Raw genomic sequence first — 25,283 nt, forward strand, 5'->3', positions numbered from 1 at the left:
CCCTCAGCCCGTCCGGCGTTTGAGGACGAGCCCTTCGGGCGATGCGGGGGTCCAGGGGGCGCAGCGCCCCTGGCGGGGGTCTGGGGGCGGAGCCCCCAGGGACGGTGGGTGGGTGAACGCCGGCTCCTACTCGGCGGCCCCGTACATCCGGTCGCCGGCGTCGCCCAGGCCCGGCACGATGTAGCCGCTCTCGTTCAGGCGTTCGTCGACCGACGCCGTGACGACGGTGACGGGCGTGCCCGCGAGCTCGCGCTCCATGACCTCGACGCCCTCCGGGGCGGCGAGCAGCACGACGGCGGTGACGTCGTCGGCGCCCCGCTTGATCAGTTCCTGGATCGCCGCGACGAGCGTGCCGCCGGTGGCCAGCATGGGGTCCAGGACGTAGACCTGGCGCCCGGAGAGGTCGTCCGGCATCCGGGTCGCGTACGTGGACGCCTGGAGGGTCTCCTCGTCGCGCACCATGCCCAGGAAGCCCACCTCGGCGGTCGGCAGCAGCCGCACCATGCCGTCGAGCATGCCGAGACCCGCGCGCAGGATCGGCACCACCAGCGGGCGCGGATAGGACAGCTTGACGCCCGTCGTGGAGGCCACCGGGGTCACGATGTCGACCTGCTCGGTGCGCACGTCCCTGGTGGCCTCGTAGGCGAGCAGGGTGACCAGTTCGTCGGCGAGCCGCCGGAAGGTCGCGGAGTCGGTGCGCCGGTCGCGCAGGGTGGTGAGCTTATGGGCGACCAAGGGGTGGTCGACGACGTGGAGACGCATGCCCACAACAGTAGCCGGGCCTCCGTGCCGCTCGTGCTGGCATCAAACCGCCCGTCCGAGGGAAGGCGGGAAGGACGAACCTGGGGTGGTGTGCGTATGACGGACCGGGAAGAGAAGTCCCCGGAGCAGTCCATGCAGCCGAGGCGACCGAAGGACTCGGCGCGGCCGGAACAGCCCGAGCGGCCGGTCCGCTGGCCGGAGCGGCCGGTCGAGCGGCCCGAGCAGGAGACGGACGCCCAGCGCAGGCGACGCCGGGCCCAGTTCCTGCGTGAACTCACCGAGGCGCGCGAGCTGCGCGACCGCGTCCAGCCACGGCGCGCCAAGGTCGCCCGCCTCCGTCACGCCATGCGCATGCGCACCTTCCGCTGGTAGCTCCGGGGGTCTGCCCACGCCGTGAGGGCGTAGACATGCACGCGCGACGCCGAGGGCCGCGTACGATCCGCTGATAGCGATCAAAAGAGGCAGACACAGCAGGCCGAAGACGTCCCCTGAACGCTCTGTTTCTGCCACGATTCCGAGTGGGTGGGGTCTCGGAGCAGCACTCCCCGCCCATCAACCTCCGCCGGGGGGACCCCCAACCGGCACGCCTATGACCAGTGGGAGAGTCACGGTGTACTTCGCCGCACTGCTCGCGCGCACCGAAGACGGGTGGGAAGCGAGCGACACAGAGCTCGACGATGTGGAGAGCCTGTCGGATCTGACCGACCTGGCCCGTGAAGCCTCGGAGGAGGACACGGTGCTCGTACTCATCGAGCAGGAGGACGCGTGGTTCGGCGTCGTCCGCGTGGACGGCGAGGAGGACCCTCGTATCTACGTCTCGGATGCCGCAGCCGCCGCCCGCAGCTCGTACGGCGAGATCCTGCTCACGGACGAACTACTAGGACGGGATCCGGGCGACGACGACGCCGACCTGGACTCCCTCGACCTGGACGGCACCGAGGACGGTGAGCCCGACGACGCAGACGACTCCGACGACGAGGAAGAGAGCGTCTCCAGCGAGGCCGTCTCGCACAGCCCCGTCGGGGACCGCGAGATCCTCGCGGACCTCGGGGTGAGCGAGAAGGAACTGCTCGCCCTGGACGAAGGCGACGCGCTCAGCACGATCGCCGACGCCCTGGGGGCGGCGGAGGTCCTGGAGACCGTCCGCTAGCTCCCCGGGTTAGGTTTCCCTGGTGAGCGGCACGACAGAGACCTTTCCACGAGATCCGGTACGCGACCGCTGGCGGGCCGCGATGCGGCTCGCCCTGGACGAGGCCGACCGGGCCGTCCAGGGCGGGGACGTCCCCGTCGGCGCCGTCGTGCTGTCCACGGACGGTACGACGGTGCTCGCGGCCGGACACAACGAGCGTGAGGCCACCGGTGACCCGACGGCGCACGCCGAGGTGCTCGCGATCCGCGGGGCCGCCCAGCGGCTCGGCGAATGGCGGCTGTCCGGCTGCACGCTCGTCGTCACCCTGGAGCCCTGCGCGATGTGCGCGGGCGCGCTGGTGCAGTCCCGGGTGGACCGGGTGGTCTTCGGTGCCCGCGACGAGAAGGCGGGCGCCGTCGGCTCCGTCTGGGACCTCGTACGCGACCGCCGGCTCAACCACCGGCCCGAGGTGATCGGCGGTGTCCTCGACGAGGAGTGCGGCCGTCTTCTCACCGGATTCTTCCGCTCCCGCTGAACTCCGGGGGGTGCGGGAAACGGATTTCTGACCACGGCCCACCTTGGGGTAGGGTCTTCCTCGGTAGCGTGTCCGAGCGGCCGAAGGAGCTCGCCTCGAAAGCGAGTGTGGCGCAAGTCACCGAGGGTTCAAATCCCTCCGCTACCGCAGGTAGACGAAGGGCCCGGTGGATGACACCGGGCCCTTCGTGCGTCTCCGTCTCAGTTTCCGTCTCAGTTGGCCGTCCAACGCGCAAAAATCCCCAGCATCTCGGACACCCGACCCCTACGCTCGCCGTGTGGACCGCGACTGGATGCATCTGCGACTTGAGGCGTTCGCTGGCCTCATCACCGAGTACTGGAAAATCCGACAAGTGAACGGCGATACGTCAGTAGCAAAGATGCGGCTGTACGAAGCTGAGCCCACAGTCGTGAAGATCTTGCAGAGCCTCGATCCCCGAATTGCGGAGGCAGGCGTGCTGGGGGATACCGACTGGGGCGGCCTGTCCATCAGCGAGTCTGAAGTCCGCCGCGGTATAGGCATGCTGGCGGACATGGACGAGTGGGCGATTCGACTGGCACCAGACGCCCCGTCCCTCCCCGCCGATAAGTTCCATTCGTGGGTATGGGACGCCGCCCGGACGTTTTGGGAGTCCAAACACTATCGGGCCGCAGTTCATGCCGCCGCCACATCGATCAACGCACACCTTCAGGACAAGCTGGGCCGACGCGACCTGTCGGATGCGAAGCTCGTGCAGGAAGCCTTCAGCGACAAAGCCCCGGAGACGGGCAAGCCGCGACTCCGGATACCAGGCGACCAAACAGACCCAGGAGTCCAGACACGACAGCGCGGCGCCCTCGCGCTCGGTCAGGGCGCCTTCTCCGCACTCCGGAACCCTGCCGCTCACGAAACGGGTGATCTGACGGAGCAGGAGACTTTGGAGCAGCTAGCCACCTTCAGTGTCGTTGCACGGTTCATCGATCAGTGCCAGGTCGTGACCTGAGCAAATGGGGGGCAGGTAACCCGACCTGCCCCCCCATTTGCTCACCTGACCGGTACAGGCACTCCCGCGGCTCCGTCGTCGGGGCCTTTTTTCTTGGTCTCCCAGATGAGTCCATCGACCTGGTGGGCGACGTCGCTTCGGACCGAGTCCACCATGTGCTGATACCGCGCGGCCATGGCCGTCGTAGACCAGCCCATGAGTCCCATGACGGCTCGTTCTGAGACTCCGAGGATCAGCAGCACCGTGGCGGCAGTGTGTCGGGCGTCGTGCAAACGGCCGTCTCGCACCTTTGCGTCGCTCAGTAGCTCCTTCCAGTCGTCGTAGTCCGTTCGTGGCGGGGTGCCCCGCCCTACCGGCGTAGCGAAGAGCCAGCCTTCATCCGTCCAGGCAGACCCCGCCGCGTCGCGTTCGGCATCCTGCTTGGCCTTGTGCGTCTTCAGCAGGTCTACGAGCTGCGCCGGGAGACCGACCGATCGGCGACCCGCGCGGGACTTCGTGTCTGCTGTCTCCGGGTTGGTCCGTTCGCGCTGCAGGCAGTAGCCGGCCTTTCTGCCGCACGTGTCGCCGCACCCGTGGGCGTAGTGCGGGCGGCGCCGGCTCCGACGCACCATCAGCACCCCACGTGACAGATCTACATCAGCCCACTTCAGGCCGAGAGCTTCCCCCTGCCGGAGCCCGAGAGCCAGGGCTACGGCCCAGCGGGCAGAGTTCCGACGGTCGTCGGCGGTCCGAAGCAGTCGTTGAACTTCCGTGACGGTGTAGGGCTCGATCTCCTCTTCGCTCAGACGAGGAGCCTTGGCGAGCTGCACCGGATTGCGCGCGAGGTGACCGCGCCGTACCGCCTCATTCAGTGCAGTCCGAAAGGTGCGGTGGATCTGATGGATTGTTCCGGCCCTGCGACCATCGGCCTGCATCTTTCCGTAGAACCGTTCGATGTGCTCAGGTCCGAGCTTGTCCAGACGGTGTGCTCCAAGAGCGGGGATCAGGTGCTTCCGCACTGCAACGCCGTACCCCACCATCGTGTTCTCGTTGACGGCCAACGGGGCGATGCTTTCAACCCAATGGGTCAGCCACGTCTCGACCGTCCAGGCTCGCCCGGCCTTCCGAACGGTGCCGCCGTCCCGCTGCTTCTCCAACTCGCGTACAGCGGCCGTCACCTCGGCTCGGGTCTTGCGTTCGACATGGCGCCGGTCGGGCCTGCCGTTGTCGCAGATGCCGACAGTGACACGGCCGTGCCACTTGCCGTCCTTGCCCAAGTAGATGGACGAACGGCCGTTGGGCTGCCGGGTGCGCTTGTTCTTCTCTTCTGCCATGTGTGCTCCTCAGGCTGCCGTGGCGGTGGCGGTGGTGGTGGGTTGCTGGTTCTTGCGGCGGCGGGTGACGAACTCGGGCACGGCGTCGACCGGCACCCTGCGGAGGTGGCCGACGGTGATGGATTCCAGCTCTCCCGAGCTGATGAGCCGGTAGCAGACGGTGCGTCCGATCCGGAGGCGGCGGGCAGCCTCCTCCACGGTGAGCAGTACGAGGGTGCTGTCGAACGCGCCGGCGGGGGCCGTATCCATGCGGGGATCTCCCTGGGACCGAAGGAGTGGGCTGGGGGCCGTGCAGAGGTAGCGGGATGCGCGTGTCTGTCCGAGGCGCGGATTTCTGCGTCACCCGCGCCATCAGCGTCATTTGGTGCGCTGACCTGCTGTTTTGGGTGACATGGCGGATCGGGGCTGCGTCACCGCCGCGTCATCGGTTGCGTCACCGGGTGACGCAGGTGACGCAGAATGACGCAGAGGAAGCCGTCTGCGTCACCGCTGTTGCCGCAGGTCAGCCGCCGTTTCCCGGCTCGGGTGACGTGGGTGACGCAGCGTCTTCCTACTTAGGACAAAGAAGGGGCTGCCTGTAGTACTTGGGTGCGCCTCAGCGCGTGAAGAAGGAGCCGCTGCGCGGCGCGACCTTCGGGCGCCGTTCCGCCGAACTGCAAGAGGAGCACGTGCTCCTCTTGCAGTTCGCTTGAGCCTGCGGGATCGCGGTCAGAACGCCCGCGACTGCTCGTGCGGCGCCGGGGGCAGTGTGCGGGTCATTTCGAGGTACCGGCCCGCCTTGGTACGCCCCGCGTCCACGACGACACGGCGAGCCGCCAGGGTGGGCTGCAGGCGCTTGAGGCGGTCGGAGAGGACTTTGCCGGTGGTCGGCCACCCCTTGGGCAGCGGACGGTACCCATCGCCGCTGTAGAGGGTGCTGAGGCAGGCAAGCCACTCCGTGGACGTCATCCGCTGCGCGCTGCCCGGCTCGATGGTCTCGGCATGCAGGAGAACGGTCTGCGCGAGGAGGTCACCCTCGATCACGTCGTCGTTCAGGTCGTCCAGACTCGCCCGGTAGGCGGGCAGCGCCCCGAGACCGGTGGCCGCGTCGAACTGCGCGCACAGGTGCGCGAAGTCCGCCATCCGCAGATCCGTGGGGGTCTCCGCCTCCACAGCGCGGACCTTGACCGTCAGGTCCAGCAGCGAGCCGAGGACCACGGGGAGCACTTCCGCGTAGTCGGCCCACAGTTCGGCCTCCGTGCGCCGGACCTTGGGCCGCTCCAACCGCAGCGGGAGCAGTCGGTCCGCGAGGTCGGGGCGGATGACACCCACGTCGATGCCGGTCAGGAGCAGGGGCCGGCGGTAGCCGACGCGGAAGACGTCCCCGTCGGTGAACAGGGCCCGTTTGACGCTCTCGGCTCCGGTCACGATGCAGCACATCGCGTCCGACAGGTCCGGCGTGACGTGCGAGAGGTTGTCCAGCGCGGTGACCCATCCCGCCGCCACGGCCGCGATCAGGCTTTCCTCATCCTTCGGCGCCCGGCGCAGGTCACCGCTCATCCCCTCAATGATCCGGGTGAGCATCCGGCCCCCGGTCGACTTCCCCGCGCCCTGCGGGCCGGTGAGGAACGGCGCGGGCACCGGCACGGACGGTCCGAGGCAGCCGATCAGCCACACGATGGCCAGGCACTCGGTCTCGGCACTGGCGAAGTTGCACAGCCGCATCAGCAGATCGATGCCCTTGCCGTCGGTGTCCTTGGCCGGCAACGGGAGTTCCCCGGTGAGCTGCGTCCGGCGCCAGCACACCTCGCGCGGATCGGGGGTGAGGATGTCCCAGCCGGACGGGTGGATGCGCACGGACTTCCCGTCATCCCGTCCGAGGTCCAGCCATGTCGCCCCGTCGAACCCCGGAGCGACGCGGATGTGTACGGGCTGGACGTTCTCGGTGAGCGCGAGTGCTTCGATCAAGTCCAACGCCTCCTTGATTGCGGACCCGTTGAAGACGCCGATTCCGTCCTTGAACAGGCCGACCATGAGTTCCTGGCGGTGGCTGCCCGTGGTGCCCTGCGAGCGGATCGGGCGGGCCACGGGGTGGCCGTTCTTCTGCGCGTACACGGTCCCGTCAGCGGTGCGGAAGTACCGGAAATGCTCCTGCGCGTAGTCCGCGATGACCTTGCGGGCGGGGTTCTTTTCGTCGTCGGACATGGTCACAGTCCCAACGTGGTCAGGGCGTTGGTCCACGCGTCCGTGCAGTGCCGGGGGCTCTCGCCCTTGGCCTGCGCGGCGGTGAACAGCCGGGCGGCGTGCGTGTCGGTAAGGCAGCCGCACCGGCCGTGGGTGGACAGCACCGCGAGAAACGTCCGGTAGACGGTGGCGTGCACCGCACTGCGGGCGGCGGTGATGCGCTGCTCCGCCATGGCGATACCGCGATCGAGATACGAGGGTGTGCGGTGCGGACACTGGCCCCGTTGCCCGCTGAGGGGTGCTGACAGCGTCTGTGGCGCCCTACGGACCGCAGGCGGCTCCTTTACTGCCAAAGCGCGCACAACGTCCGTGAGAGCCGCCGAAGCGCCCTCACCGGGTCCGAGCCAACGGGCGTACGCCATAAGAGACTTGACGTCCACGCCGGGGCGCACGGCGTTGCCGGACGGCATGGTGCCCCGGTAGATCCAGTGCTCGCCCCGGGTAGTGGGCACGGTCCGTGTGGCGGGCAGGCTTGCGTGGGCCCATGCGATGGCTGCCGCGTTGTCGAGGTCCACGACGGTGAGGCTCGCGCCGCCGGGGTGGTAGGCCAGGCCCGCGGCCTCGTGCCACGCCCGCGCCCAGGTGGGCGAGTCGATGACGTTCGGGTCAGTGGTGGCGGCGGCCCAGCCGTGGCACGGCTGCGGGCAGACGCACGGCCCAGGCATTTTCATGTTCGGCCGGCCGCCGCACGCGTTGCGCGCGCAGGCGGGGCAGTTCCCGAACGGCAGCTTCCCCCGGCGCAGCGGCAGGACGGGGACGCCCTGCGCGGCGAGGCTGAGGGCGGTGTTCAGGTGCCCGTTCATGCGGCGGTCCTCCCTTCGAGGGTGAGGAACTGGGCGGCGATCCACTGGGTGTAGGCGGGGGGTACGGCTTTGCGGGCTTCGAGATTGGTCATCCAGGTGCAGCCCATGGCGTCGGCGTAGGCGCGCTCGCCCTTGTGCTCGAACGCGAGCAGGTCTTTGCGGTGCCAGCACGGTGCGACCAGGTCCCCGCCGCCGCCCCACGACGTCTCGAAGACGCGGTGTCGTCGGACGTTGAGGCCGAACTGCGTACCGCACATCAGGTAGTCGGGGCGGAGCAGGCCCGCGGTCGCGGTCTCGGGGACGTTCTCGATGACCCACGGCCGACCGGTCGCATGCATGACCTCACGGCCGGGGCCGATCAGGTCGGGATGGCTGTCGGGGTTGCCGCGCCATTTGGTGACGGTGGCGTAGCGCTCGCAGGGCCAGGAGCCGTGGACCAGGTCGTATTCGTGGCCGTGGGCGGTGCAGTAGTCCAGGCCGTCGGCCTGGATGAACGGGAATGGGTAGTTCGGCTGCGGGGCGATGTCCACGCCGGTGATGTCGAAGCCGGCGAGGTAGTAGCCCATGGACAGGCCTCCGGCGCCGCAGCACAGATCCAGCAGCCGCAGCCCGTTCGGCCGCCGCAGCGGCAGCACGCGCGCGCTCATGCAGCCACCGCCTTGGCGCGCAGGCTGTAGCGGGCATGGGTGCCGGTCCAGCGGGCGTAGGCGGGCGGGATGCATTCGCGGATGCCGTCGCGGTTCATCCAGGGGACGCCCATGACGTGGCGGGCGTGGTCGACGCCGGAGAAGTTGCCGACGAACTGCCCGTAGTGGCCGGGCGGGATCGGGCGGCCCATCTTCGCCTGAGGCACCGTGTGTTCTCGGTGGGCAGGTTGCGGGAGGGTGAAGCCTCCCCCGGCCTCGAAGTACCGGTGCCGGTAGGTCGCGAGGTTGAACATTGGCCCGCACAGCATCACCGGGGCCCGGAGCTTGGGCACTGCCCCGCCCACGTTCTCGATCACCCACGGCCGCCCCGTCGTCTCCAGCGCGGCGCGGGTGGGGCCGATCAGGTCGGGGTGGGCGTTGCCCTGGATGCGCTGGCAGTCACTGTCGAACTGGCAGGGCGGGGAAGCGCTGATGAAGTCGAACTCTCCGCCGTGTTCGAGGGCGAACGCGACCGCGTCCGCCTGGACGAACGCGTACGGGTAGCGCGGCTGCGGGTCCTTGTCCACGCCGGTCACCTCGAACCCGGCGTCGGCGTAGCCCTTGCCCGCGCCGCCCTGGCAGCAGAACAGATCCAGTAAGCGCGGCCGCCGGCCACGGGCTCGCCGGACGTGGGTGGGTTGCGTCATGCTGAATGTCTCCAGTTCCTTGGTGAGGTGCTGGCGAGCAAGGGCGGCCCCGGTTCTTTGGCGAGACGTGGGGGCCGCCCTTGGCGTAGCTAGCTGTAGAAGCGGTTCCGCTTGATCACGGCCTTGCGGATGTTGACCGTCGTCCCGCCCTTCGAGCCGGACGCGGAGAAGATCTGTACGGCGATCCATCCGCCGAAGATCACGGCGGCGAGGATGATGAGCTGGGTGATGAGGGCGGTGAGGGCGGCGATGAACGTCGTCAGGAGCAGCAGCCCGCCGCACACCGCGAGGAACCCGACGCCCCCGAGCGCGACATTCACGGCCGCTCGGGAGACGGCCGGCTTGGCGGCGACCGGTTCGGGCTGCATGGGGCTGATGGCGTAGCCGGTGACGACGCGGCCGTCCGGGAGGACGACGCTCGCCACGCTCGGAACGGCGCCCGGCTGCACCGGAACGAGCGGTGCGGGCGCCATGACGACGGGTGCCATCGGGGTGGGCCGGTGGACGTCCACGGCCGTCTCGTAGCGGCCGTGGGGGGCGTGTTCGGGGTACATGCGGAATCCCTTCGCGGGGCGGTGCAGGGAGGCGGGACCACCCCCTTGCGGGGTTGCTGTGGAGGGGTGTTCCGGGGGTCTGACCTGCGGTCCTCCCTGACTCCCTGAGCGATCATCTGTGCAGCTCAGGGGCAGGGAGGTGGGTCAGGGAGGGGTTCAGGGAGTTCTCCCTGCCTCCCTGCCCGGGGCGGGGTCGGCTCCCTGTCATCCTTCGGCGGAAGCGGAACCGTCCGTGCCCCGGTTGGCGAGGGCGCGGGCGACGCGGTCGCGGCCGACGACCATGCGGCCGTCCGACTTGTAGGCCTCGGCTCCGGTGCCGTCCAGGACACGGGTGAGGTCGGTGAACGACCACTTGCCGTAGGCGTCCTCGCTGAGTGCGGCGAGCCGCTTGAGGACGTCCTGCGTCTTCAAGCGCGGCTTGTCTCCGAGGACGCTCGCGATGTCGGCGAGCGGGTCGCGGTCCTCACCGCGCTCGATCAGGGTCAGGGTGGTGACTCCGTCGCGCAGGGCCTTGGCCCGGTCGGCGATGGCGGTCGCCTCTTCGGTGCTGATGTAGTGCGTGCGCACCGTGATGGACGACTGGCCCTTGGGGATCTCGATCCCGTCCGACGCGACGACCAGCGTTCCCTTGTCGAGCCCGGGACGCAGCAGGTTCGGTGCGGCGCCCCCGTCAACGGCCTTGTCCCCCAGGGCCATACGGGCCTGAGATTCCGAGCCGAGCGCGAGCGATGCCCGGGTGTGGGCGCCCTCGCGGACCAGCTTGGGAAGGTTCTGGTCGGTCGGGTCCTGCGTGCCCTGCCACAGCAGCACGTTCACCGCTCGGCCCTGGTTGTGGATCTTCCGCGCCGCCATGAAGTAGCGGGAGGTGGAAGACGATCCGCCGTAGGGCCGCTTGTCCTCGCCCTTGACGGGGCACATGAACGCGACCTGCGCCTCATCCACGATCACGATCAGCGCCGGGAACTGTGTGCCGGGCGGGGCCTGGAGGCGGCGGTTCATCTCTTCCACCGCGTCCTCCAGCATCTCCGTGACCTGGATGACGTGGTCATCCGTCGGGCCCTGGATGAGCCGGGCGGCGAGCCCGTTGCACATGGCCCAGTCGCCGGCGCCCTTGAGGTCCCCCATCCAGAACTCCACCGACCGGTCCAGGGCCAGCCACAGGACCAGCGACCGCAGCGCGGCCGTCTTGCCCTGGTTGGACAGACCGGTGATCAGAAGGTGGCGCTGGTAGACCGACAGGGCCGCCGCGTCGCCGCGCAGGTCCTGCCCCCACGGGGCGCGGCCCTTGGCGTAGTCGGCGGTCATCGTCTCGTCGGTGACCAGCGGAGACGGGCCGATCGGCTGGTCCAGGGCGCCGGAGTCCGCGATCCAAAGCCGCACCGTGCGGGCCGCCTGCGGGATCACGATGAAGACTTCGTGCTCATGCCGGGACAGGTTCTCGGCAAGCTTCCGGCGCCGCTTCTGGATCTCGTTCGTGGACACCCCGGACGGGAGCGTCACGTCGACTTCCACGCCGCATCCGGCGATCCGGATCGGACCGAGCATCGACGCGCCCGCGTCGCCCATCTCCTTGATCGCACCCCGCAGGGGGGCGACCCCCAGGTCGCGCAGGGCCTTGACGACGATCGACGGGGTAATCGGCTCACCCTCACCGCTCCGGACGTTCGCCGGCAGCGCCCACGCGGGGGCGGCGTGCTGCTTGCTGCCGACTGCCCAGAGGGCGAGCAGGGCGAGGAACGGGCCGATGGTGATCGCGGGCCCCCACACGACCTGGACGATCCAGATCAGCAGGTTGATGAAGTCGACGGCCGCCATCAGCGGGGTGACGACGTCGCTGACATCCTTGGTCGCAATCGCCATGACGATGCCGAGGGCGACCAGTCCGCCTATGCCCATGCCGGTGCCGGCCGCGATGCCCTTGGCCGCGTCGATCGGGGAGGTGAGCAGGTCCATGCGGCGGCGGTGGCGGGAGTCGCGGTAGCGCTGCCCGCGCTCTTCCCACTCGGCAGCCAGTTCCATGTTCCCCGCGGCTTCGGCGGTGCGCATGTACCGCTCGTATCGGGCAGCCGTGCGGCCGTCCCACGCCCGGCGCCCGACGATCCTGGCGCCCCCGACCACGTACAGGCTGTGGCGGGCAGCAGCGCGGGCGGTCGTCTTCGTGCGGTCGTGCGTGACGGCCGTCTTCACCGCGCGTCCGGAGCGGACCCACAGCGGAACGGGCGCCGGCGGGGCGGGTTCGGGGACCACGGTCAGGGTGGTGACGGTGGCGGGCTCGTTGGTGTCCTTGTGCAGGTGGACGACGTTCTCGGTCATGTGGAGCGTCTCCTGTTCAGGCGTGGGAGCCGGGGACGATGCGGTTGGCGAGGTGCTCGAAGCCGTAGGCTTCGGCCTCTTCCTGGTCGACGAGCCAGTCGTGTTCGCGGGCGGCGCGGCGGGACTGCCGCTCGATGCCGAAGCCGGCGCGGGTGCTGGCCACGACCCGCTCGAACACGCCCTTGCGGCTGAACTGCATGGCGTGGGTGAGTTCGTGGACGAGCGTCACGGCGAACGCTTCGGGGCTGGGGTGCTTGTCGACGTCGATGATGATCAGCGCGCTCTTGTCCGGGCGCGGGATCGCGCGGGCCTGGATCTCGCGGGCCAGCCTGCGGGCGTCGCGCTCGGCACGGCTGAGGGTGCGGCGGTCGAGTGCGCCGGCGAGGGCGATGTCGGCGGCGGCCATCGCTTCGGCCATGCCGCGTTCGTTGGTGAGGATCACCTCGACGTCCGGCATCCGGCCCGGCACCGCCCGGTTCACCACCGGCACGGCCTGTTCCGCCAGCCGTTTCGCGGTGCGGGCGGTCGAGCCGTATCCGGGGATCTTGTGCGTGCTCACGGTCGTCTTCACACGAGTCTCCGAGAGAGGGAAGCCGCAGGTCACGCGGCAGCAGATTCGGCAGAGATGCACAGGCCACAGATGCCGTACCGGGTCGACAGGCAGTAGCTGTAGGTGATCCGGCAGCGGGGGCAGGTGCGGCGGGCGAGCATCGCCAGGGCGAGCGCGCCCCACTTCCGCGACGTCATCGGCCGGACGGGCTTGGCCAGGTCGAGGCGGTAGAGGTAGGAGACGCGCACCCCGCCCTGCCGGCGGTTGACGCGCATGACCTGCGCGGCGATGTCCTGCCCGCCCGGACGCAGACCCTTGGCGCGGAGCTGCCGGCGGGTGGCGAGGCCGTCCGGGGCCAGGCGCCACGGGTAGGTGGGTATCCCGTAGCGGGCCCCGGTCGGGTCGAAGCACTTGCCCCACGCGGCGGACATCAGACGGCCGCCTTGGCGGCCCGCTCGCCGCGCAGGGTGTCCCGCAGCATCCGGGCGTTGACCGGCGAGGTGTGGACCGCGAGGCGGATGCCCTCCGCGGTCAGCTTCGCGTCCGGCCAGTCGGCGGTGACCCGCCGTGCCTCATCGAGCAGTTGATCCGGGGTGCGCTTCGGCCTGCTCGATCGAGCAACCGCCGGGACCCGACCGGTCGCCCGGCGCGGGCGGGTCGACTCCGCAGCAGCCACCGACCGCCGCTCGACTGCCGGAGCCGGCGCGGCGGGAGTCGGGACGGGCTTGAGGAGAAGCGCCGACTTCTCGAACGGAACGGCCACCGGATCGGGCATCCGTACCGGCGCCACGGCGGCCGGGGCGGGGGTCGATTCTACGAGGTCAGCCGTAGACCGTTTCGTTATGACCTCGGTAGATTCCTCCGCATTCGCGACCAGGGCCGGAATCGGGTCCGGGACCGGGGCGGGGCGGTGGTGCAGCACCTTCGCGACCAGATCGGAGCCGAAGTAGATCGAGCCGACCGGAAGCGACGTGGCGAGCAGGACGAGGGCGTAGTTGGCGGGGTCCCAGTCGGCGAGCCGTCCCCAGTCGACCGTTGCGCCGTGCAGCTTGGGGATGAGTCCGTGGACGTAGTTGAGGACCAGGGACGCGGCGGTGTAGGTGCCCAGGACCCGCAGCGCGAACGTCCTTGCCTGGTCTGTCAGGACCAGGGTGGCGACCAGGGCGAGGGCCATCAGGCCGTCGACCACGAACGGGTAGAGCGTCGCGGCCGTGTCATCCGCGCCGATCGCGGTGGCGATGTCCCGCAGCGCGTTCCAGGACACCCGGAACGCCATGGCGACCACGACCACGAGGGCAAGGACTAACAGGCCCTTTCCCCACCGGTTCACGCCGCACCGCCGACCGCGTCGGCGGTGCGGTTGGCGAGGACGCGGTACTCCGTGAGGACCCGGGCGAGGGCACGCCGTACCCGGCGGGTGTCGACCTCGTTCGGGGTGTGGTCCATGGCGATGATCTGCGCGTCGATCAGGTCGACGTCCGCCAGGATCAGCGGCATCTCCCGCTCGATCGCGTCCAGCTCCGCAGTCGTGGGCTCGTTCCAGTCGGCGAACGCGGTAACGGCTTCCTGAACAGTGACGATGGGGTTCATTGGGTCGTGTTCTCCCTAGAAGATGTACGGCCCGAAAGCGGCCCCGGAGTTGCACCTCCGGGGCCGCGCGCCGTGTGGGGTGGGGTCAGGTCAGTCGGTGAGGGTGATGCCGGTGGCCGGCCGGTCCTGGCGGGCCAGCTCGTTGCGGATCCCGGTCGTCGCGTCCCCCTTGCTCACCGGGTGGTCGAAGCGCGCGGTGTCACTGACCTGCTCCCGGTTGCCGGTGCTCAGGTCAGTGACGGTGGCGGTGAAGCTGTGATCCCTCTTCATGTGCTCTCTCCCGTCCGTGCCGGGACGTCTGTTCCGGCTCCCTGCCACCCCGCCCGTACACACCCTGTGGAAACGGGTTGGACGGGCGGGGGAGGCAACCGGCCGCAGCCTTTGAGCTGCGGAAAGGCTGGGCGCGCTGTACCGCGCACCGGGACAGAGCCGGTGCGCGCCCGCCCTCTTGTGCGAGGTGGGACGGGCCTACCTGTCGACCCATCGACCGCCCGTGTGCAGGCGGCTGGATCGGCACACTGTTGAGTTCTCAACCAACGAGCGCTCACTTCGTACTCGCCCTCTCGGGCTTTCCTCCGGGCACATCCCTAAGGTTCCCTAGGGTTCCCTGCGGTGTCAAGCAGTAAGGTAGGGAACCTCAGGGAAGTGACGACAAGGAGCAGGCGACATGGCAGGCCAGGCCGACAATCGGGCCCCGTACGCGAAGATTGCCGCCCACTACACGGAACTGATCGAGTCGGGTCAGCTAGAGCCGGGAACACTCTTGCCGAGCATCAAGAACCTCGCGGAAGAGTGGAAAGTGAGCACCGCGACGGCTGAGAAAGCCCTGCGCAAGCTGCGCAACGACGGTCTCGTTCGCGGCATCCACGGCATCGGAACTGAAGTTCTGGACCGGCCGGCTCCGATGTCGTCGGGATCTCAGCGCCAAGACCGAGGACGCCGCACCGGGTCGAGCTGGGGACAGGGTGAACGGTCCGACTCGCATCAGGCATCCGTGGTTCCCGCCCCCGCCGATGTGGCCCAAGCACTGGACATCGCCCCTGGGTCCGATGTGGTCCGCCGGAGCCGGGTCTACAGAGACCGGCACGGCATCGTCGCCCACAGCACGTCTTGGATTCCCGGTCGGTACGGCAAGCTGATTCCGCAGCTCGCAGTGAGTGAACGCCTGACAGGTGGGACGTCACTCCAGCTCATCAGCCAGGCGACGGGCCACCCGATCAGTCACCGCATTGACACCGCTTCGGCGCACCTTCTTACGCCCGAGTACGCACGGCTCTTGGAGCTTGACGCCGACGACCCTCTGGCGGAACCAGTGGTGGTCATGACAGCGAAGTTCGTCGACAGTGAAGGCAACATCGTTGAGTACGGTGTGGATCTCGGAGGTCCGGGCCGTACGTGGCGCACGGAATCAGAGGTCTCCCCGTGATGGTCCTGGACGACACGCTCGCCAGCGTGCTGGAAAATCGCCTAGGAACACTGCTTGCAGCCCGCCGGACTGGCACAATCACGCCCGAAGCCGAAGCAGAGATCAAAACGATCGCCCAAACCTTGACGAGACCGATGTCCCCACGCCCACCCGTTTGTGTCCTGATGGCCGGACTTCCCGGCTCTGGTAAGACCACGCTTTCCCGCGTGCTCACCGATCGCGGGTTCGTTCGCCTCTGCCCAGATGAGGAGATGTATCGGCGCCACGGTGTGTACGGAGTGGACTTCCCGCGAGGCACCTTTCCCACGCTGGAGCGGCCGGTCCTCGAAGACGTGGCGGTTGAACTCGGGCAACTCCTCACGGCTGGGCACGATGTAGTCGTTGATCATGGCTTTTGGACCCCAGACGATCGACGTCGGTGGCAGGGCATCGCGGCCGACGCTGGCGCCACCCCTGTACTCGTCTATCTGGCAGCTAGCCATGATGAACTCTGGGCGAGGATCAGCAAGCGCAACGACTTCCACGCAGACGATCCGAACTCGATCTACTTCTCAGAGAGCGACCTTCAGCGGTATCGGACACGGTTCATCCCTCCTCAGGCAGACGAACCACACTTCCTCTACGAAGGCGACGCTGCGGACGTGATCGCGGCCGTAGAAGCCCCTCATCCTTGATCCAGTGCGAGCGCACGCGCGGCACCCCCGGCCGGACAGCCGAGGGTGCCTGTCACACATGTCGATGTGCAGCGATGCAGCTCAACCGCGACGGCGGCCAAGAAGGAAGTACGCCAGCGGCAACAATGAGGCGAGGGTGATCAAAGCCGCCTCAAGCTGCCAGGGCATATTTGCCTCCATCATGTGCAAAGCGCGCGCCATCAGGTAAGGACCGAGGACAGAGCCTCCGACTCCGGTTGCCACCACGATGGACGTCACCAACAGGCCAGACTGCTCTGCGGGCACGCCCAGAGCGATGGACGGGCCATCCGGAGTCGTCCTAAAGGTGACATGGGCCGCCGAGGTCGGCTGACCTTCACCCAGATACTGCGCGTCGCACTGCTCGCTCATTCCCACTCCCTGTTGGGAGGTTCAGCCCTAGGTGCCGCCACCCAGGTTGCAACTGAAACCTCGCCATGATTCGCCCATCCACAACTCCCACGTCGCTGGCCGCTGCTACTCGAATGTGCATTCGGGGCTGCTCCCGGACGAAGCGTCCGGTGATGCAGAGGCAGCCCCTACTTGGATAGACCTTGAGCTTCCGCCGCGCGTCACGCCACGGCGGCCAGAGGTGGAGACAGCGCACCACCTTCTGACTTCCCCAGACCTTAGCAGCAGTGGTGCATAGACGCACCAACTTGATGCAGATACGATGTGCGCTGTCGATATACCTTGGAGGAACTGAATGCCTGATCCCACGAGCAGGCCGCAACGCCCAGCCGGCGAGCGATACTCGGTAACGTTCGTGCCGCCCGCCGTTCAGGCCATCGCAGAGCTGACTGAGAGCACTGGCCTGTCAAAAGCAGACGTGATCAATCGAGCAGTGCAGATCTACGCTTACCTAGACGCACAGACGCGAACCGGGGCGGATCTACTGCTACGAGAACCGGATGGCAAACCGGAGAGGCTTCATATCGTCTGACGAGCCCGCCAGGCTCGTCAGCCCGTCTCAGTTTCCGTCTCATTCACCCTCGTCCGGCGCCGTCCACAGCGGTTCACGCGACGAGCAGGTGCACAGGGGTGAACGGTCCTGAATGAAGCCGGATAGCACCCTGACCAGCACGAACAGACCTCGAAAGCGAGTGTGGCGCAAGTCACCGAGGGTTCAAATCCCTCCGCTACCGCTTGAGAAGGGCCCCGTCGAAAGACGGGGCCCTTCGTGCGTCGTCCCGCCACTGGGGGCCGGGGGAAGCGGCGTGCGGGACACGCCGCCGCCCCGGCGGGGGCGGGCCTCAAGTCCGCGCCGCGGGTTCGGATGAATCCGTGCCGTGGACCCCGCAGTGAGGTCCGTCCCCGGCCCTGCGGGCTCCCGACCGCTGGGCTCGGCTCCATCGTGCGCCCGCGCGGCCGCGGACGGGACCGGCAAAAGGCCCCGGCCAGCAGGCCGTTGGTCCATAAAAAAGGCGTGAAGGTTACACTCGCCGCCGGCACAGGGGGCCCACCGGGCGCAGCAGTCACAGGGGAGGCCGCGATGGCGGTGAATTCGAAGAAGATCGCCGTCTATGTGCTCGTGGTCTTCGCGCTGTACGTGATCATCACCGATCCGGCGAAGGCCGCCGACTACGTCCAGATAGGATTTGAGGGCATATCGTCCGCTGCCCGGTCCGTCGGCGACTTCATGACGTGGATCGCCGACGGAGCCAAGAACTGAAGCCCGACCCGCGCCGCGCCACCAAGGAGTACCCGTGATCCGCCATCTGGTCCTCTTCAAGCTCGACGAGGGCGTCGAGCGCGACGACCCGCGCGCCGTCGAGGGCGTGGCCGCCTTCCGCGCGCTCGGCGACCTCGTCCCCGATCTGCGGTTCTGGGAATGCGACTGGAACATCACCGACCGGCCCGTCGCGTACGACTTCGCGATCAACTCCGCGGTCGACGACACGGACGCCCTACAGCGGTACTTGGAGCATCCCGCGCATCAGGCGGGCGTCGCGCTGTGGCGCGAGTTCGCGACCTGGGTGATCGCCGACTACCCGTTCTGAGCCACGCACTCCGGAGCCCCTCGCCGTGATCGGCGGGGGGCTCCGTCGCGTCCCGGGCCCCCAACTCTCCACAATTCCCGCTCAACACGGCTTTATGCGGTGCTTGCACACAGTGCACATGTCTTGTGATGCTATGACCGCTTTTGACGGATGAGTTGACGGATCTGACGGATGATAGAGGTGGAGTTGACCGTGCCGGCCAGTACTGCGCCTCAAGCACCGCCCCAGGAACCGACGGCGCCCCGGGAGCGGACCCCGCTCCACGAACAGGCACCTCCCCAGGAGCGGACTCCCTTCCAGGAACAGCCGGCACCTCTCCAGGGCCGGGCCCCGCTCCTGGGACAGGCGGCACCGCCGCAGGACCGGACACCGGAGCAGGAGCGCGTGCCCGAGGCGCATCGGGCGCCGGAGCAGGAGCGCGCACCAGAGGGGGCGCGCGCACCGGAGGAGGAGCGCGCGCCCGAGGAGGAGCAGGCCCCGTTCCAGGAGGCCGCCCCCGAGCGCCGCCGCGGCGCCGACACCCGGGCCCTCACCCAGGTGCTCTTCGGCCGCCTCAAGACGCTGGAGCCGGGCACCGCGGAGCACGACCACGTGCGCGGCGCGCTCATCGAGGCCAACCTGCCGCTCGTCCGCTACGCCGCCGCCCGCTTCCGCAGCCGCAACGAGCCCATGGAGGACGTGGTCCAGGTCGGGACCATCGGCCTCATCAACGCGATCGACCGCTTCGACCCGGAGCGGGGCGTGCAGTTCCCGACCTTCGCGATGCCGACGGTCGTCGGCGAGATCAAGCGGTACTTCCGCGACAACGTCCGCACCGTCCACGTACCCCGCCGGCTGCACGAGCTGTGGGTGCAGGTGAACAGCGCCACCGAGGATCTGACGACGGCGTTCGGGCGCACGCCCACGACCGCCGAGATCGCCGAGCGGCTGCGCATCACCGAGGAGGAGGTGCTGTCCTGCATCGAGGCCGGACGCTCGTACCACGCGACCTCCCTGGAGGCCGCCCAGGAGGGCGACGGACTGCCCGGACTGCTCGACCGGCTCGGCTACGAGGACCCCGCGCTCGACGGCGTGGAACACCGTGACCTCGTCCGCCATCTGCTCGTGCAACTGCCCGAACGCGAGCAGCGCATCCTGCTGCTGCGCTACTACAGCAATCTGACGCAGTCACAGATCAGCGCCGAGCTGGGTGTCTCCCAGATGCACGTGTCAAGGCTCCTCGCCCGCAGCTTCGCGCGGCTCCGATCCGCAAACAGGATCGAGGCGTAACCGGTAAGAGCGAATCGCTCACAGGTTCTTTTTCCGTCAGTTCGGCGGTGAAAAGCAGTCAGACCAGCCTTTTCCAGGGCCGATTCACCCCTTCCATGTCGACATGTCACTACAGCGTGTTGCCGACATGTGACATTCTGCCGGAAGCGCGTTTGCCGCAGCCTCCCGACCGGTATTCAGGTGGAGGCTGCGTTCCTCCGACGGGAGCGTCCGCCGCGACCGTCCGCGACCCAAAGGGGGTGGCATGTCCGCAGACCAGGGCAGCTCGAAGGTGCTCACGCTCACGAAGAGCGACTCGGAGCCCGACGCGCTTCACGTTGTCGTTGCCGACGTATCGGCCCTTCCGGCCCCGGACGCCGTCCCGGCCGCTCCGGCCGCCCAGGCCGCTCCGACCTCGGAAGCCATCGACACCCGCACCCTGTCCCGCTCCCTGTTCCTGCGGCTCGCCGCACTCGGTGAGGACAGCCCGGAGCGCGGCTATGTACGGGACACGCTCATCGAGCTGAACCTCCCGCTCGTCCGGTACGCGGCAGCCCGCTTCCGCTCCCGCAACGAGCCGATGGAGGACATCGTCCAGGTCGGCACCATCGGCCTGATCAAGGCGATCGACCGCTTCGACTGCGAACGCGGGGTGGAGTTCCCGACGTTCGCGATGCCCACCGTCGTGGGCGAGATCAAGCGCTTCTTCCGCGACACGTCGTGGTCGGTCCGGGTGCCGCGCCGTCTCCAGGAGCTGCGGCTCGCCCTCACCAAGGCCAGCGACGAGCTCTCGCAGAAGCTCGACCGCTCCCCGACGGTCGCCGAACTCGCCTCCGTACTGGGCGTGTCCGAGGAGGACGTGGTCGACGGCCTGGCCGTGGGCAACGCGTACACGGCGTCCTCGCTGGACTCGCCGGCCCCCGAGGACGACGGCGGCGAGGGCTCCCTCGCGGACCGCCTCGGCTACGAGGACACGGCCTTGGAGGGCGTCGAGTACCGCGAGTCGCTGAAGCCGCTGCTCGCCAAACTCCCGCCCCGCGAGCGCCGCATCATCATGCTGCGCTTCTTCGCCAACATGACGCAGTCGCAGATCGGCGAGGAGGTCGGCATCTCCCAGATGCACGTCTCCCGGCTGCTCACCCGCACCCTCGCCCAGCTGCGCGAAGGTCTCATCTCCGACTGAGGGGCCGAAGCGGAAGAACGACCCCCGGAGTCTTCATAATTGACGGTCCGTCAGTCACACTGGCGCGATGCGTCGAGCGGGTCGAACGACTTGTGATCCTGGCCGTGGGGGGGGGGCCGGTGGGGGGGCGCGGGGGGGGTGGGGTGGGGGCGGGCGGCGTGCTGGGGGGCCGCGTCGGAGCGCTCCCGCCCGTTGGGCCCACGGGGGGGGGTGGGGGGGGGGGGTCCTCACTTTTTGTCTGCGTGCGCGGGGGGGCCCCCTGTGGGCCCCCCCCACGGCTTTGGTGTGTCTGGGCGCCGTGCTGACGGCCTGCGGGAGCGGCGGGGGCGGCGGGCACGTCGCGGCGGGAGTGCCCGGCGGGTCCGGGAGGGCGGTGGCCCCCACCGGGGACGTCTCCCTGGCCCCACTGGCCGGGAAGAGCGCCACGAGCCCCGGGAAGGGCCCCCGCGGCGACGCCGGGGCGGCCGGGGACGGGACTGCCGGTGGCGGGGCGGCCGGTGGCGGGACGGCGCCGGCCGCCGGGAGTCCGGGACCACCGCGACCGTCCTCGGGTCTCGCGGGGAAGGATGCGGGTACGGGCGGGAGCCGCGGATCGCCGGCGCCCTCCCCCGGGGGAGGCGACCCCGGTCACGCGCAGACGGGTGCCGGCGGCACGCCGGCCCCGCCGACGCACCCGGCGCCGTCCACACCGGCGCCCGCGGCCGTCGAGGTGGGCGCGCCCGAGCGGGCGGCCACCGATCAGCGCTGGTGCGAGAAGGTGACCCTGTCCTTCCGCAACACCGGTGGCACCGCCGTCCGTTCGGGCACGGTCAGCCTCGGGACGCACATCATCGGGGCGCTCGGGATCGACTGGGCCACGATCGGCTCGACGCGGGACCTGCCCGCCCCGATCGCCCCGGGAGCGGGCGCGAAGAAGTCCTGGACGGTGTGCGTCGACGCCTGGCGTGTGCCGTGGGGCATGCACATCGAGACGCGGGACGTGTCCGTCCAGTGGAAGTGACCCGCCGCTACCGGCGGGACGTCCTCACGACAGGGCGAGCCATGCCACGGCGGCCACGACCGCCACGGCGACGACGATGCCGATGATGAGGCCGATGCGGGGACCCGCCGGGGCGGCCACCTGCTGCTGCTGACGGGCCTGGGGGCCCTCGTCGACGAAAGCGCGGAACATCTGGGTGCTACCCGCGGGGTCGTAGTTGCCCTCGGGGCCCTGGGTGTTTGCCATGGCCCAGGACCCTAGCGAATAGCCGGAGCCCGCCCAAGTGCGGGGGCCCCTCGGGTGCACGACCGCACCTCACAGCGGACTCTCAGTCTGGCACCGCCTCCACCAGCAAGTTTACGTTTGCCAATGCTTGCCTTTGCCATGTTTTTATCCCGGCGGAGGCCATTACGTTTGCCTGCAGCAACCAACTGCATTTATGGTTGCCCCAAGCAACGAATACTGGAGGGGCGATGGCCGAGCGGGCGCAGTACGAGGAACTGGCTCGTCAGCTCAGCGCCATCGGCGCCGTGAAGAGGGAGCTGGCGCGGATCCTGCCGCACGACTGCCCGGCGGGTTCCGCCGCCGTGCTGACGCTGCTGGGCCGCCACGGCGACATGCGGATGAGCAAGCTCGCCGAGCTGCTCGCCGTGGACATGTCCGTGACCAGCCGCCACGTCGCGCACGTCGCCGACCGGGGCTGGATAGAACGCCTCCCCGACCCGGCGGACAAGCGCTCGCGCATCCTGCGTCTCACCGACGCCGGGCACGCGCGGCTCGACGAGCTCTCCCGGCGCTCCTCGCAGCTCTTCGCCGACCGGCTGAGCGACTGGTCCGACCACGAGGTCGGGCTCCTCAGCCACCTGATGGGCCGGCTGCGCGAGAGCTTCGGCGACTGCCGCGCCACCCAGCGGCCCCCCTGGCCCGCGGAAGCCGGAGCGGTCCGCGCACCGACAGAACCGACCACCACCCGTACACCCGCGTAAGCACACAAGAGCACTAGAGAAGGAAGCCCATGGCAACGACCACACCAGCCGGTGTGCGGGCTCACGCCAAGCACGGAGGTGGGTCCTCCGACGGCGCTCCGATGACGCACCGGCAGATCATGGAGGCGCTCTCCGGGCTGCTCCTCGGCATGTTCGTCGCGATCCTGTCGTCGACGATCGTCACCAACGCCCTGCCCGAGATCGTCGGCGACCTGGGCGGCGGCCAGTCCGCCTACACCTGGGTCGTCACCGCCGCGCTGCTCTCCATGACCGCGGCCACGCCCCTGTGGGGCAAGCTCTCCGACCTGTACAGCAAGAAGGCGCTCGTACAGATAGCCCTGATCATCTACGTCCTCGGATCCGCCGCCGCGGGTCTGTCGCAGAACGCCGGCATGCTCATCGCCTGCCGCGTGATCCAGGGCATCGGCGTCGGCGGTCTGTCCGCCCTCGCCCAGATCGTCATGGCGGCGATGATCTCCCCGCGCGAGCGCGGCCGCTACTCCGGCTACCTCGGCGCGACCTTCGCCGTCGCAACCGTCGGCGGTCCGCTGCTCGGCGGCGTCATCACCGACACCTCGTGGCTCGGCTGGCGCTGGTGCTTCTACGTCGGTGTGCCGTTCGCGGTCATCGCGCTGATCGTGCTGCAGAAGACCCTGCACCTGCCCGTCGTGAAGCGGGACGTGAAGGTCGACTGGAGCGGCGCGTTCTTCATCTCGGCCGCGGTCTCGCTGCTGCTGGTCTGGGTCACCTTCGCCGGTGACAAGTACGACTGGATGTCGTGGCAGACCGCCGCGATGGTCGGCGGCGCGATCCTGCTCGGCGCGGTCTTCGTGCTCGTCGAGTCCAAGGCGAGCGAGCCGATCATCCCGCTGCGGCTGTTCCGCAACCGCACCATCACCCTCTCCTCCCTCGCCTCGCTCTTCGTGGGCGTCGCGATGTTCACCGGCACGGTCTTCTTCAGCCAGTACTTCCAGCTGGCCCGGGACAAGTCCCCGACGATGTCGGGCGTCATGACCATCCCGATGATCGGCGGCCTGTTCATCGCCTCCACGGTCTCCGGCCAGGTCATCACCAAGACCGGCCGGTGGAAGTACTGGCTGGTCAGCGGTGGCGCCCTGATCACCGCGGGCCTGGGTCTGCTGGGCACCATCCGCTACGACACGACCTACTGGCACGTCGCGATCTTCATGGCGCTGCTGGGCCTCGGCATCGGTATGACGATGCAGAACCTGGTGCTGTCCACGCAGAACCAGGTGGCGCCCTCCGACCTCGGCTCCGCCAGCTCCACGGTGACGTTCTTCCGCTCCCTCGGCGGCGCGATCGGCGTCTCCGCGCTGGGCGCGATCATGTCCACCCGGATCACCGACTACGTCAAGGACGGCCTGGCCGGCCTCGACCCCAAGTACGCGGCCGCGGCGGCCTCCTCCGGCACCGGCACCATCCCGGACATGGACGCCCTGCCCGCCCCGCTGCGCACCCTCCTGGAGAGCGCGTACGGCCACGGCATCGCGGACGTCTTCATGATCGCCTCCGCGCTGGCGCTGCTCGCCTTCTTCATCATGCTGTTCATCAAGGAGGTCCCGCTGCGGACCTCGGGCGCGCTGGCGCAGGCGGCCCAGGCCGCGCAGGCCGACGCGGGGGTGCCCACCGTCGCCGCCGAGCAGGAGGCCCCGGGCCGGGCCGTCCCCGCGACGAGCATCGCGACGAGCACCGGGACGGACACCGAGTCCGCGCCCGAGGGCACCCAGCGGCTCGCCGCCGTCGCCACGGCGACGAGGGAGAGCGCCCCGGCGCCCGCCGGCGGCATCCCGGTCCGCGGTCATGTCCGCGGCGCCGAGAGCGCCCCGGTGCCGCAGGCCGCGGTCACGCTGATCTCACTCGCGGGACGGCAGCTCGGCCGGTCCGTGGCGCAGGCCGACGGCTCCTACGCGGTGGACGCGCCCGGGACGGGTTCGTACGTCCTGATCGCCTCCGCCGACGGCTTCCAGCCGCAGGCCTCGACGATCGTCGTGAACGACAAACCGGTGGCGTACGACATCCTGCTGAGCGGCACGAGCGGGCTGAGCGGGCTCGTGCGGGCCGCCGGAACCGGCACCCCGGTCAAGGACGCCATGGTCATCGTGACCGACGTCCGCGGCGACGTGCTGGCCACCGGGACCACCGGTGAGCAGGGCGAGTTCGGTTTCGCCGAGCTGGTGCCCGGACCGGTGACCGTCGCGGTGAACGCGGCGGGCCACCGCCCGCAGGCGCTTCCCGTCGAGGTCGGCGGCGCCGGGGTCACCCGGGTCGAGGTCGAACTCCGCGCGGGCGCCCGGCTCCAGGGTGTCGTCCGGGCGCCCGGCGGACCGCTGCCGGACGCGCGGGTCACGCTGGTCGACGCGGCCGGCAACGTGATCGGCACGGCGCGCACCGGCACGGACGGCGCGTACGCCTTCACCGATCTGGACGGCGGCGAGTACACGGTCATCGCGACGGGTTACCCGCCGATGGCCACCGCGCTGACCGTCGGCGGTCACGGTGTCGACGACCACGACATCGAACTCGCCCACCCCGGCGAGTAACAGGAAACCCCGGCCCGTGGGACGCGCGGGCCCAGCGGGGGGCGGGCGCCCACCGGGCGGGTGGTGTGGCTGGGTGGTATTAAAAACTGACGCGGGCCACGGCCAGGGAAGTGGTGTTATC

At 69.3% G+C, this 25,283-nt stretch carries 29 protein-coding genes and 1 tRNA gene; 14 read left to right on the plus strand and 16 right to left on the minus strand.

Annotated features, from left to right (window positions below; genetic code table 11):
• Positions 1 to 126: 126 nt before the first annotated feature.
• Positions 127 to 762, minus strand: coding sequence for a uracil phosphoribosyltransferase (gene upp / locus ACFV2J_RS06850; protein WP_329288865.1), 636 nt, complete (start codon positions 760 to 762; stop codon positions 127 to 129).
• A gap of 132 nt (positions 763 to 894) precedes the next feature.
• Between upp and ACFV2J_RS06855 the strand changes: the two genes are divergently transcribed.
• The 5 genes from ACFV2J_RS06855 (at position 895) to ACFV2J_RS06875 (ending at position 3,408) form a co-directional block, all read left to right on the plus strand.
• Complete coding sequence (locus ACFV2J_RS06855; RefSeq protein WP_385095236.1) at positions 895 to 1,134, plus strand: hypothetical protein; 240 nt, start codon at positions 895 to 897, stop codon at positions 1,132 to 1,134.
• 238 nt (positions 1,135 to 1,372) lie between these two features.
• Positions 1,373 to 1,912 (plus strand): hypothetical protein, encoded by a 540-nt coding sequence (locus ACFV2J_RS06860; RefSeq protein WP_385095233.1) that lies wholly within the window; start codon positions 1,373 to 1,375, stop codon positions 1,910 to 1,912.
• 82 nt (positions 1,913 to 1,994) lie between these two features.
• On the plus strand, positions 1,995 to 2,426 hold the full coding sequence (gene tadA / locus ACFV2J_RS06865) for a tRNA adenosine(34) deaminase TadA (protein ID WP_385437706.1): 432 nt from the start codon (positions 1,995 to 1,997) through the stop codon (positions 2,424 to 2,426).
• Positions 2,427 to 2,488: 62 nt separating this feature from the next.
• Positions 2,489 to 2,573, plus strand: a tRNA-Ser gene (locus ACFV2J_RS06870).
• A gap of 130 nt (positions 2,574 to 2,703) precedes the next feature.
• Positions 2,704 to 3,408 (plus strand): TIGR02391 family protein, encoded by a 705-nt coding sequence (locus ACFV2J_RS06875; RefSeq protein WP_385437587.1) that lies wholly within the window; start codon positions 2,704 to 2,706, stop codon positions 3,406 to 3,408.
• Between the two features lie 41 nt (positions 3,409 to 3,449).
• Here the strand turns inward: ACFV2J_RS06875 and ACFV2J_RS06880 are convergent, their stop codons facing one another.
• The 13 genes from ACFV2J_RS06880 to ACFV2J_RS06940 form a co-directional block, all read right to left on the minus strand.
• A complete protein-coding gene (locus ACFV2J_RS06880; RefSeq protein ID WP_385437589.1) occupies positions 3,450 to 4,721 on the minus strand; it encodes a tyrosine-type recombinase/integrase in 1,272 nt (423 codons plus the stop codon).
• A 9-nt stretch (positions 4,722 to 4,730) separates the two neighbouring features.
• Positions 4,731 to 4,970, minus strand: coding sequence for a helix-turn-helix domain-containing protein (locus ACFV2J_RS06885; RefSeq protein ID WP_385437591.1), 240 nt, complete (start codon positions 4,968 to 4,970; stop codon positions 4,731 to 4,733).
• Between the two features lie 459 nt (positions 4,971 to 5,429).
• Positions 5,430 to 6,905: an ATP-binding protein gene (locus tag ACFV2J_RS06890; protein WP_385437593.1), complete on the minus strand. Its 1,476-nt coding sequence runs from the start codon at positions 6,903 to 6,905 to the stop codon at positions 5,430 to 5,432.
• Between the two features lie 2 nt (positions 6,906 to 6,907).
• Positions 6,908 to 7,747 (minus strand): bifunctional DNA primase/polymerase, encoded by an 840-nt coding sequence (locus tag ACFV2J_RS06895; RefSeq protein WP_385437595.1) that lies wholly within the window; start codon positions 7,745 to 7,747, stop codon positions 6,908 to 6,910.
• A complete protein-coding gene (locus ACFV2J_RS06900) occupies positions 7,744 to 8,394 on the minus strand; it encodes a DNA cytosine methyltransferase (RefSeq protein WP_385437597.1) in 651 nt (216 codons plus the stop codon). The genes ACFV2J_RS06895 and ACFV2J_RS06900 overlap by 4 nt, the downstream gene beginning before the upstream one ends.
• The gene (locus tag ACFV2J_RS06905; RefSeq protein ID WP_385437599.1) at positions 8,391 to 9,080 is read right to left on the minus strand and encodes an SAM-dependent methyltransferase; all 690 of its coding nucleotides are present in this window, start codon (positions 9,078 to 9,080) and stop codon (positions 8,391 to 8,393) included. The genes ACFV2J_RS06900 and ACFV2J_RS06905 overlap by 4 nt, the downstream gene beginning before the upstream one ends.
• Positions 9,081 to 9,169: 89 nt before the next feature.
• Entirely contained in the window at positions 9,170 to 9,634 is a 465-nt protein-coding gene (locus ACFV2J_RS06910) for a hypothetical protein (protein ID WP_385437601.1), read from the minus strand.
• Between the two features lie 204 nt (positions 9,635 to 9,838).
• Positions 9,839 to 11,947, minus strand: a complete 2,109-nt coding sequence (locus tag ACFV2J_RS06915; RefSeq protein WP_385437603.1) for an FtsK/SpoIIIE domain-containing protein — start codon at positions 11,945 to 11,947, stop codon at positions 9,839 to 9,841.
• A 16-nt stretch (positions 11,948 to 11,963) separates the two neighbouring features.
• Positions 11,964 to 12,518 carry a hypothetical protein gene (locus ACFV2J_RS06920; protein ID WP_385437605.1) on the minus strand — a complete coding sequence of 185 codons (555 nt, stop codon included), beginning with the start codon at positions 12,516 to 12,518 and terminating at the stop codon, positions 11,964 to 11,966.
• A gap of 29 nt (positions 12,519 to 12,547) precedes the next feature.
• Positions 12,548 to 12,928 carry an RRQRL motif-containing zinc-binding protein gene (locus ACFV2J_RS06925; protein WP_385437607.1) on the minus strand — a complete coding sequence of 127 codons (381 nt, stop codon included), beginning with the start codon at positions 12,926 to 12,928 and terminating at the stop codon, positions 12,548 to 12,550.
• The gene (locus ACFV2J_RS06930) at positions 12,928 to 13,827 is read right to left on the minus strand and encodes a DUF2637 domain-containing protein (RefSeq protein ID WP_385437609.1); all 900 of its coding nucleotides are present in this window, start codon (positions 13,825 to 13,827) and stop codon (positions 12,928 to 12,930) included. Before ACFV2J_RS06930 ends, ACFV2J_RS06925 begins: the two co-directional genes overlap by 1 nt.
• A complete protein-coding gene (locus ACFV2J_RS06935) occupies positions 13,824 to 14,087 on the minus strand; it encodes a DUF6284 family protein (RefSeq protein WP_385437611.1) in 264 nt (87 codons plus the stop codon). Before ACFV2J_RS06935 ends, ACFV2J_RS06930 begins: the two co-directional genes overlap by 4 nt.
• Positions 14,088 to 14,177: 90 nt before the next feature.
• The gene (locus ACFV2J_RS06940; protein WP_385437613.1) at positions 14,178 to 14,357 is read right to left on the minus strand and encodes a hypothetical protein; all 180 of its coding nucleotides are present in this window, start codon (positions 14,355 to 14,357) and stop codon (positions 14,178 to 14,180) included.
• Between the two features lie 397 nt (positions 14,358 to 14,754).
• Between ACFV2J_RS06940 and ACFV2J_RS06945 the strand changes: the two genes are divergently transcribed.
• Both ACFV2J_RS06945 and ACFV2J_RS06950 read left to right on the plus strand, forming a co-directional pair.
• Entirely contained in the window at positions 14,755 to 15,513 is a 759-nt protein-coding gene (locus ACFV2J_RS06945) for a GntR family transcriptional regulator (RefSeq protein ID WP_385437615.1), read from the plus strand.
• Positions 15,513 to 16,187: an AAA family ATPase gene (locus ACFV2J_RS06950; RefSeq protein ID WP_385437617.1), complete on the plus strand. Its 675-nt coding sequence runs from the start codon at positions 15,513 to 15,515 to the stop codon at positions 16,185 to 16,187. Before ACFV2J_RS06945 ends, ACFV2J_RS06950 begins: the two co-directional genes overlap by 1 nt.
• Positions 16,188 to 16,268: 81 nt before the next feature.
• On the opposite strand, the gene ACFV2J_RS06955 is transcribed toward ACFV2J_RS06950, so the two are convergent.
• Positions 16,269 to 16,577, minus strand: a complete 309-nt coding sequence (locus ACFV2J_RS06955; RefSeq protein ID WP_385437619.1) for a hypothetical protein — start codon at positions 16,575 to 16,577, stop codon at positions 16,269 to 16,271.
• Positions 16,578 to 17,697: 1,120 nt separating this feature from the next.
• Between ACFV2J_RS06955 and ACFV2J_RS06960 the strand changes: the two genes are divergently transcribed.
• The 5 genes from ACFV2J_RS06960 (at position 17,698) to ACFV2J_RS06980 (ending at position 21,636) form a co-directional block, all read left to right on the plus strand.
• Positions 17,698 to 17,877, plus strand: a complete 180-nt coding sequence (locus tag ACFV2J_RS06960) for a hypothetical protein (RefSeq protein WP_148009183.1) — start codon at positions 17,698 to 17,700, stop codon at positions 17,875 to 17,877.
• 34 nt (positions 17,878 to 17,911) lie between these two features.
• Positions 17,912 to 18,205 carry a Dabb family protein gene (locus tag ACFV2J_RS06965; RefSeq protein WP_385095223.1) on the plus strand — a complete coding sequence of 98 codons (294 nt, stop codon included), beginning with the start codon at positions 17,912 to 17,914 and terminating at the stop codon, positions 18,203 to 18,205.
• A 384-nt stretch (positions 18,206 to 18,589) separates the two neighbouring features.
• Positions 18,590 to 19,474, plus strand: a complete 885-nt coding sequence (locus ACFV2J_RS06970; RefSeq protein WP_385095228.1) for an RNA polymerase sigma factor SigF — start codon at positions 18,590 to 18,592, stop codon at positions 19,472 to 19,474.
• 244 nt (positions 19,475 to 19,718) lie between these two features.
• Entirely contained in the window at positions 19,719 to 20,636 is a 918-nt protein-coding gene (locus ACFV2J_RS06975) for an RNA polymerase sigma factor SigF (RefSeq protein ID WP_356809563.1), read from the plus strand.
• A 709-nt stretch (positions 20,637 to 21,345) separates the two neighbouring features.
• Positions 21,346 to 21,636 (plus strand): hypothetical protein, encoded by a 291-nt coding sequence (locus tag ACFV2J_RS06980; protein WP_385096802.1) that lies wholly within the window; start codon positions 21,346 to 21,348, stop codon positions 21,634 to 21,636.
• A 24-nt stretch (positions 21,637 to 21,660) separates the two neighbouring features.
• Here ACFV2J_RS06980 and ACFV2J_RS06985 read toward each other — a convergent pair whose 3' ends face one another.
• Positions 21,661 to 21,861: a hypothetical protein gene (locus ACFV2J_RS06985; protein WP_153289730.1), complete on the minus strand. Its 201-nt coding sequence runs from the start codon at positions 21,859 to 21,861 to the stop codon at positions 21,661 to 21,663.
• Positions 21,862 to 22,088: 227 nt separating this feature from the next.
• Between ACFV2J_RS06985 and ACFV2J_RS06990 the strand changes: the two genes are divergently transcribed.
• Both ACFV2J_RS06990 and ACFV2J_RS06995 read left to right on the plus strand, forming a co-directional pair.
• Positions 22,089 to 22,601 carry a MarR family winged helix-turn-helix transcriptional regulator gene (locus tag ACFV2J_RS06990; RefSeq protein WP_385096796.1) on the plus strand — a complete coding sequence of 171 codons (513 nt, stop codon included), beginning with the start codon at positions 22,089 to 22,091 and terminating at the stop codon, positions 22,599 to 22,601.
• Positions 22,602 to 22,630: 29 nt separating this feature from the next.
• Positions 22,631 to 25,162, plus strand: coding sequence for an MFS transporter (locus ACFV2J_RS06995; RefSeq protein ID WP_385437623.1), 2,532 nt, complete (start codon positions 22,631 to 22,633; stop codon positions 25,160 to 25,162).
• Positions 25,163 to 25,283 lie beyond the last annotated feature (121 nt).

This window comes from Streptomyces sp. NPDC059668 (assembly GCF_042734135.1).
Taxonomy (GTDB): Bacteria; Actinomycetota; Actinomycetes; order Streptomycetales; family Streptomycetaceae; genus Streptomyces.

Coding starts and splice junctions, on each gene's coding strand:
- ACFV2J_RS06945 (WP_385437615.1), top strand. CDS start 14,755: ATGGCAGGCCAGGCCGACAATCGGGCCCCGTACGCGAAGATTGCCGCC.
- ACFV2J_RS06890 (WP_385437593.1), bottom strand. CDS start 6,905: ATGTCCGACGACGAAAAGAACCCCGCCCGCAAGGTCATCGCGGACTAC.
- ACFV2J_RS06910 (WP_385437601.1), bottom strand. CDS start 9,634: ATGTACCCCGAACACGCCCCCCACGGCCGCTACGAGACGGCCGTGGAC.
- ACFV2J_RS06960 (WP_148009183.1), top strand. CDS start 17,698: ATGGCGGTGAATTCGAAGAAGATCGCCGTCTATGTGCTCGTGGTCTTC.
- upp (WP_329288865.1), bottom strand. CDS start 762: ATGCGTCTCCACGTCGTCGACCACCCCTTGGTCGCCCATAAGCTCACC.
- tadA (WP_385437706.1), top strand. CDS start 1,995: ATGCGGCTCGCCCTGGACGAGGCCGACCGGGCCGTCCAGGGCGGGGAC.
- ACFV2J_RS06950 (WP_385437617.1), top strand. CDS start 15,513: ATGGTCCTGGACGACACGCTCGCCAGCGTGCTGGAAAATCGCCTAGGA.
- ACFV2J_RS06995 (WP_385437623.1), top strand. CDS start 22,631: ATGGCAACGACCACACCAGCCGGTGTGCGGGCTCACGCCAAGCACGGA.
- ACFV2J_RS06895 (WP_385437595.1), bottom strand. CDS start 7,747: ATGAACGGGCACCTGAACACCGCCCTCAGCCTCGCCGCGCAGGGCGTC.
- ACFV2J_RS06905 (WP_385437599.1), bottom strand. CDS start 9,080: ATGACGCAACCCACCCACGTCCGGCGAGCCCGTGGCCGGCGGCCGCGC.
- ACFV2J_RS06955 (WP_385437619.1), bottom strand. CDS start 16,577: ATGAGCGAGCAGTGCGACGCGCAGTATCTGGGTGAAGGTCAGCCGACC.
- ACFV2J_RS06975 (WP_356809563.1), top strand. CDS start 19,719: ATGTCCGCAGACCAGGGCAGCTCGAAGGTGCTCACGCTCACGAAGAGC.
- ACFV2J_RS06915 (WP_385437603.1), bottom strand. CDS start 11,947: ATGACCGAGAACGTCGTCCACCTGCACAAGGACACCAACGAGCCCGCC.
- ACFV2J_RS06880 (WP_385437589.1), bottom strand. CDS start 4,721: ATGGCAGAAGAGAAGAACAAGCGCACCCGGCAGCCCAACGGCCGTTCG.
- ACFV2J_RS06925 (WP_385437607.1), bottom strand. CDS start 12,928: ATGTCCGCCGCGTGGGGCAAGTGCTTCGACCCGACCGGGGCCCGCTAC.
- ACFV2J_RS06900 (WP_385437597.1), bottom strand. CDS start 8,394: ATGAGCGCGCGCGTGCTGCCGCTGCGGCGGCCGAACGGGCTGCGGCTG.
- ACFV2J_RS06990 (WP_385096796.1), top strand. CDS start 22,089: ATGGCCGAGCGGGCGCAGTACGAGGAACTGGCTCGTCAGCTCAGCGCC.
- ACFV2J_RS06985 (WP_153289730.1), bottom strand. CDS start 21,861: ATGGCAAACACCCAGGGCCCCGAGGGCAACTACGACCCCGCGGGTAGC.
- ACFV2J_RS06855 (WP_385095236.1), top strand. CDS start 895: ATGCAGCCGAGGCGACCGAAGGACTCGGCGCGGCCGGAACAGCCCGAG.
- ACFV2J_RS06885 (WP_385437591.1), bottom strand. CDS start 4,970: ATGGATACGGCCCCCGCCGGCGCGTTCGACAGCACCCTCGTACTGCTC.
- ACFV2J_RS06935 (WP_385437611.1), bottom strand. CDS start 14,087: ATGAACCCCATCGTCACTGTTCAGGAAGCCGTTACCGCGTTCGCCGAC.
- ACFV2J_RS06940 (WP_385437613.1), bottom strand. CDS start 14,357: ATGAAGAGGGATCACAGCTTCACCGCCACCGTCACTGACCTGAGCACC.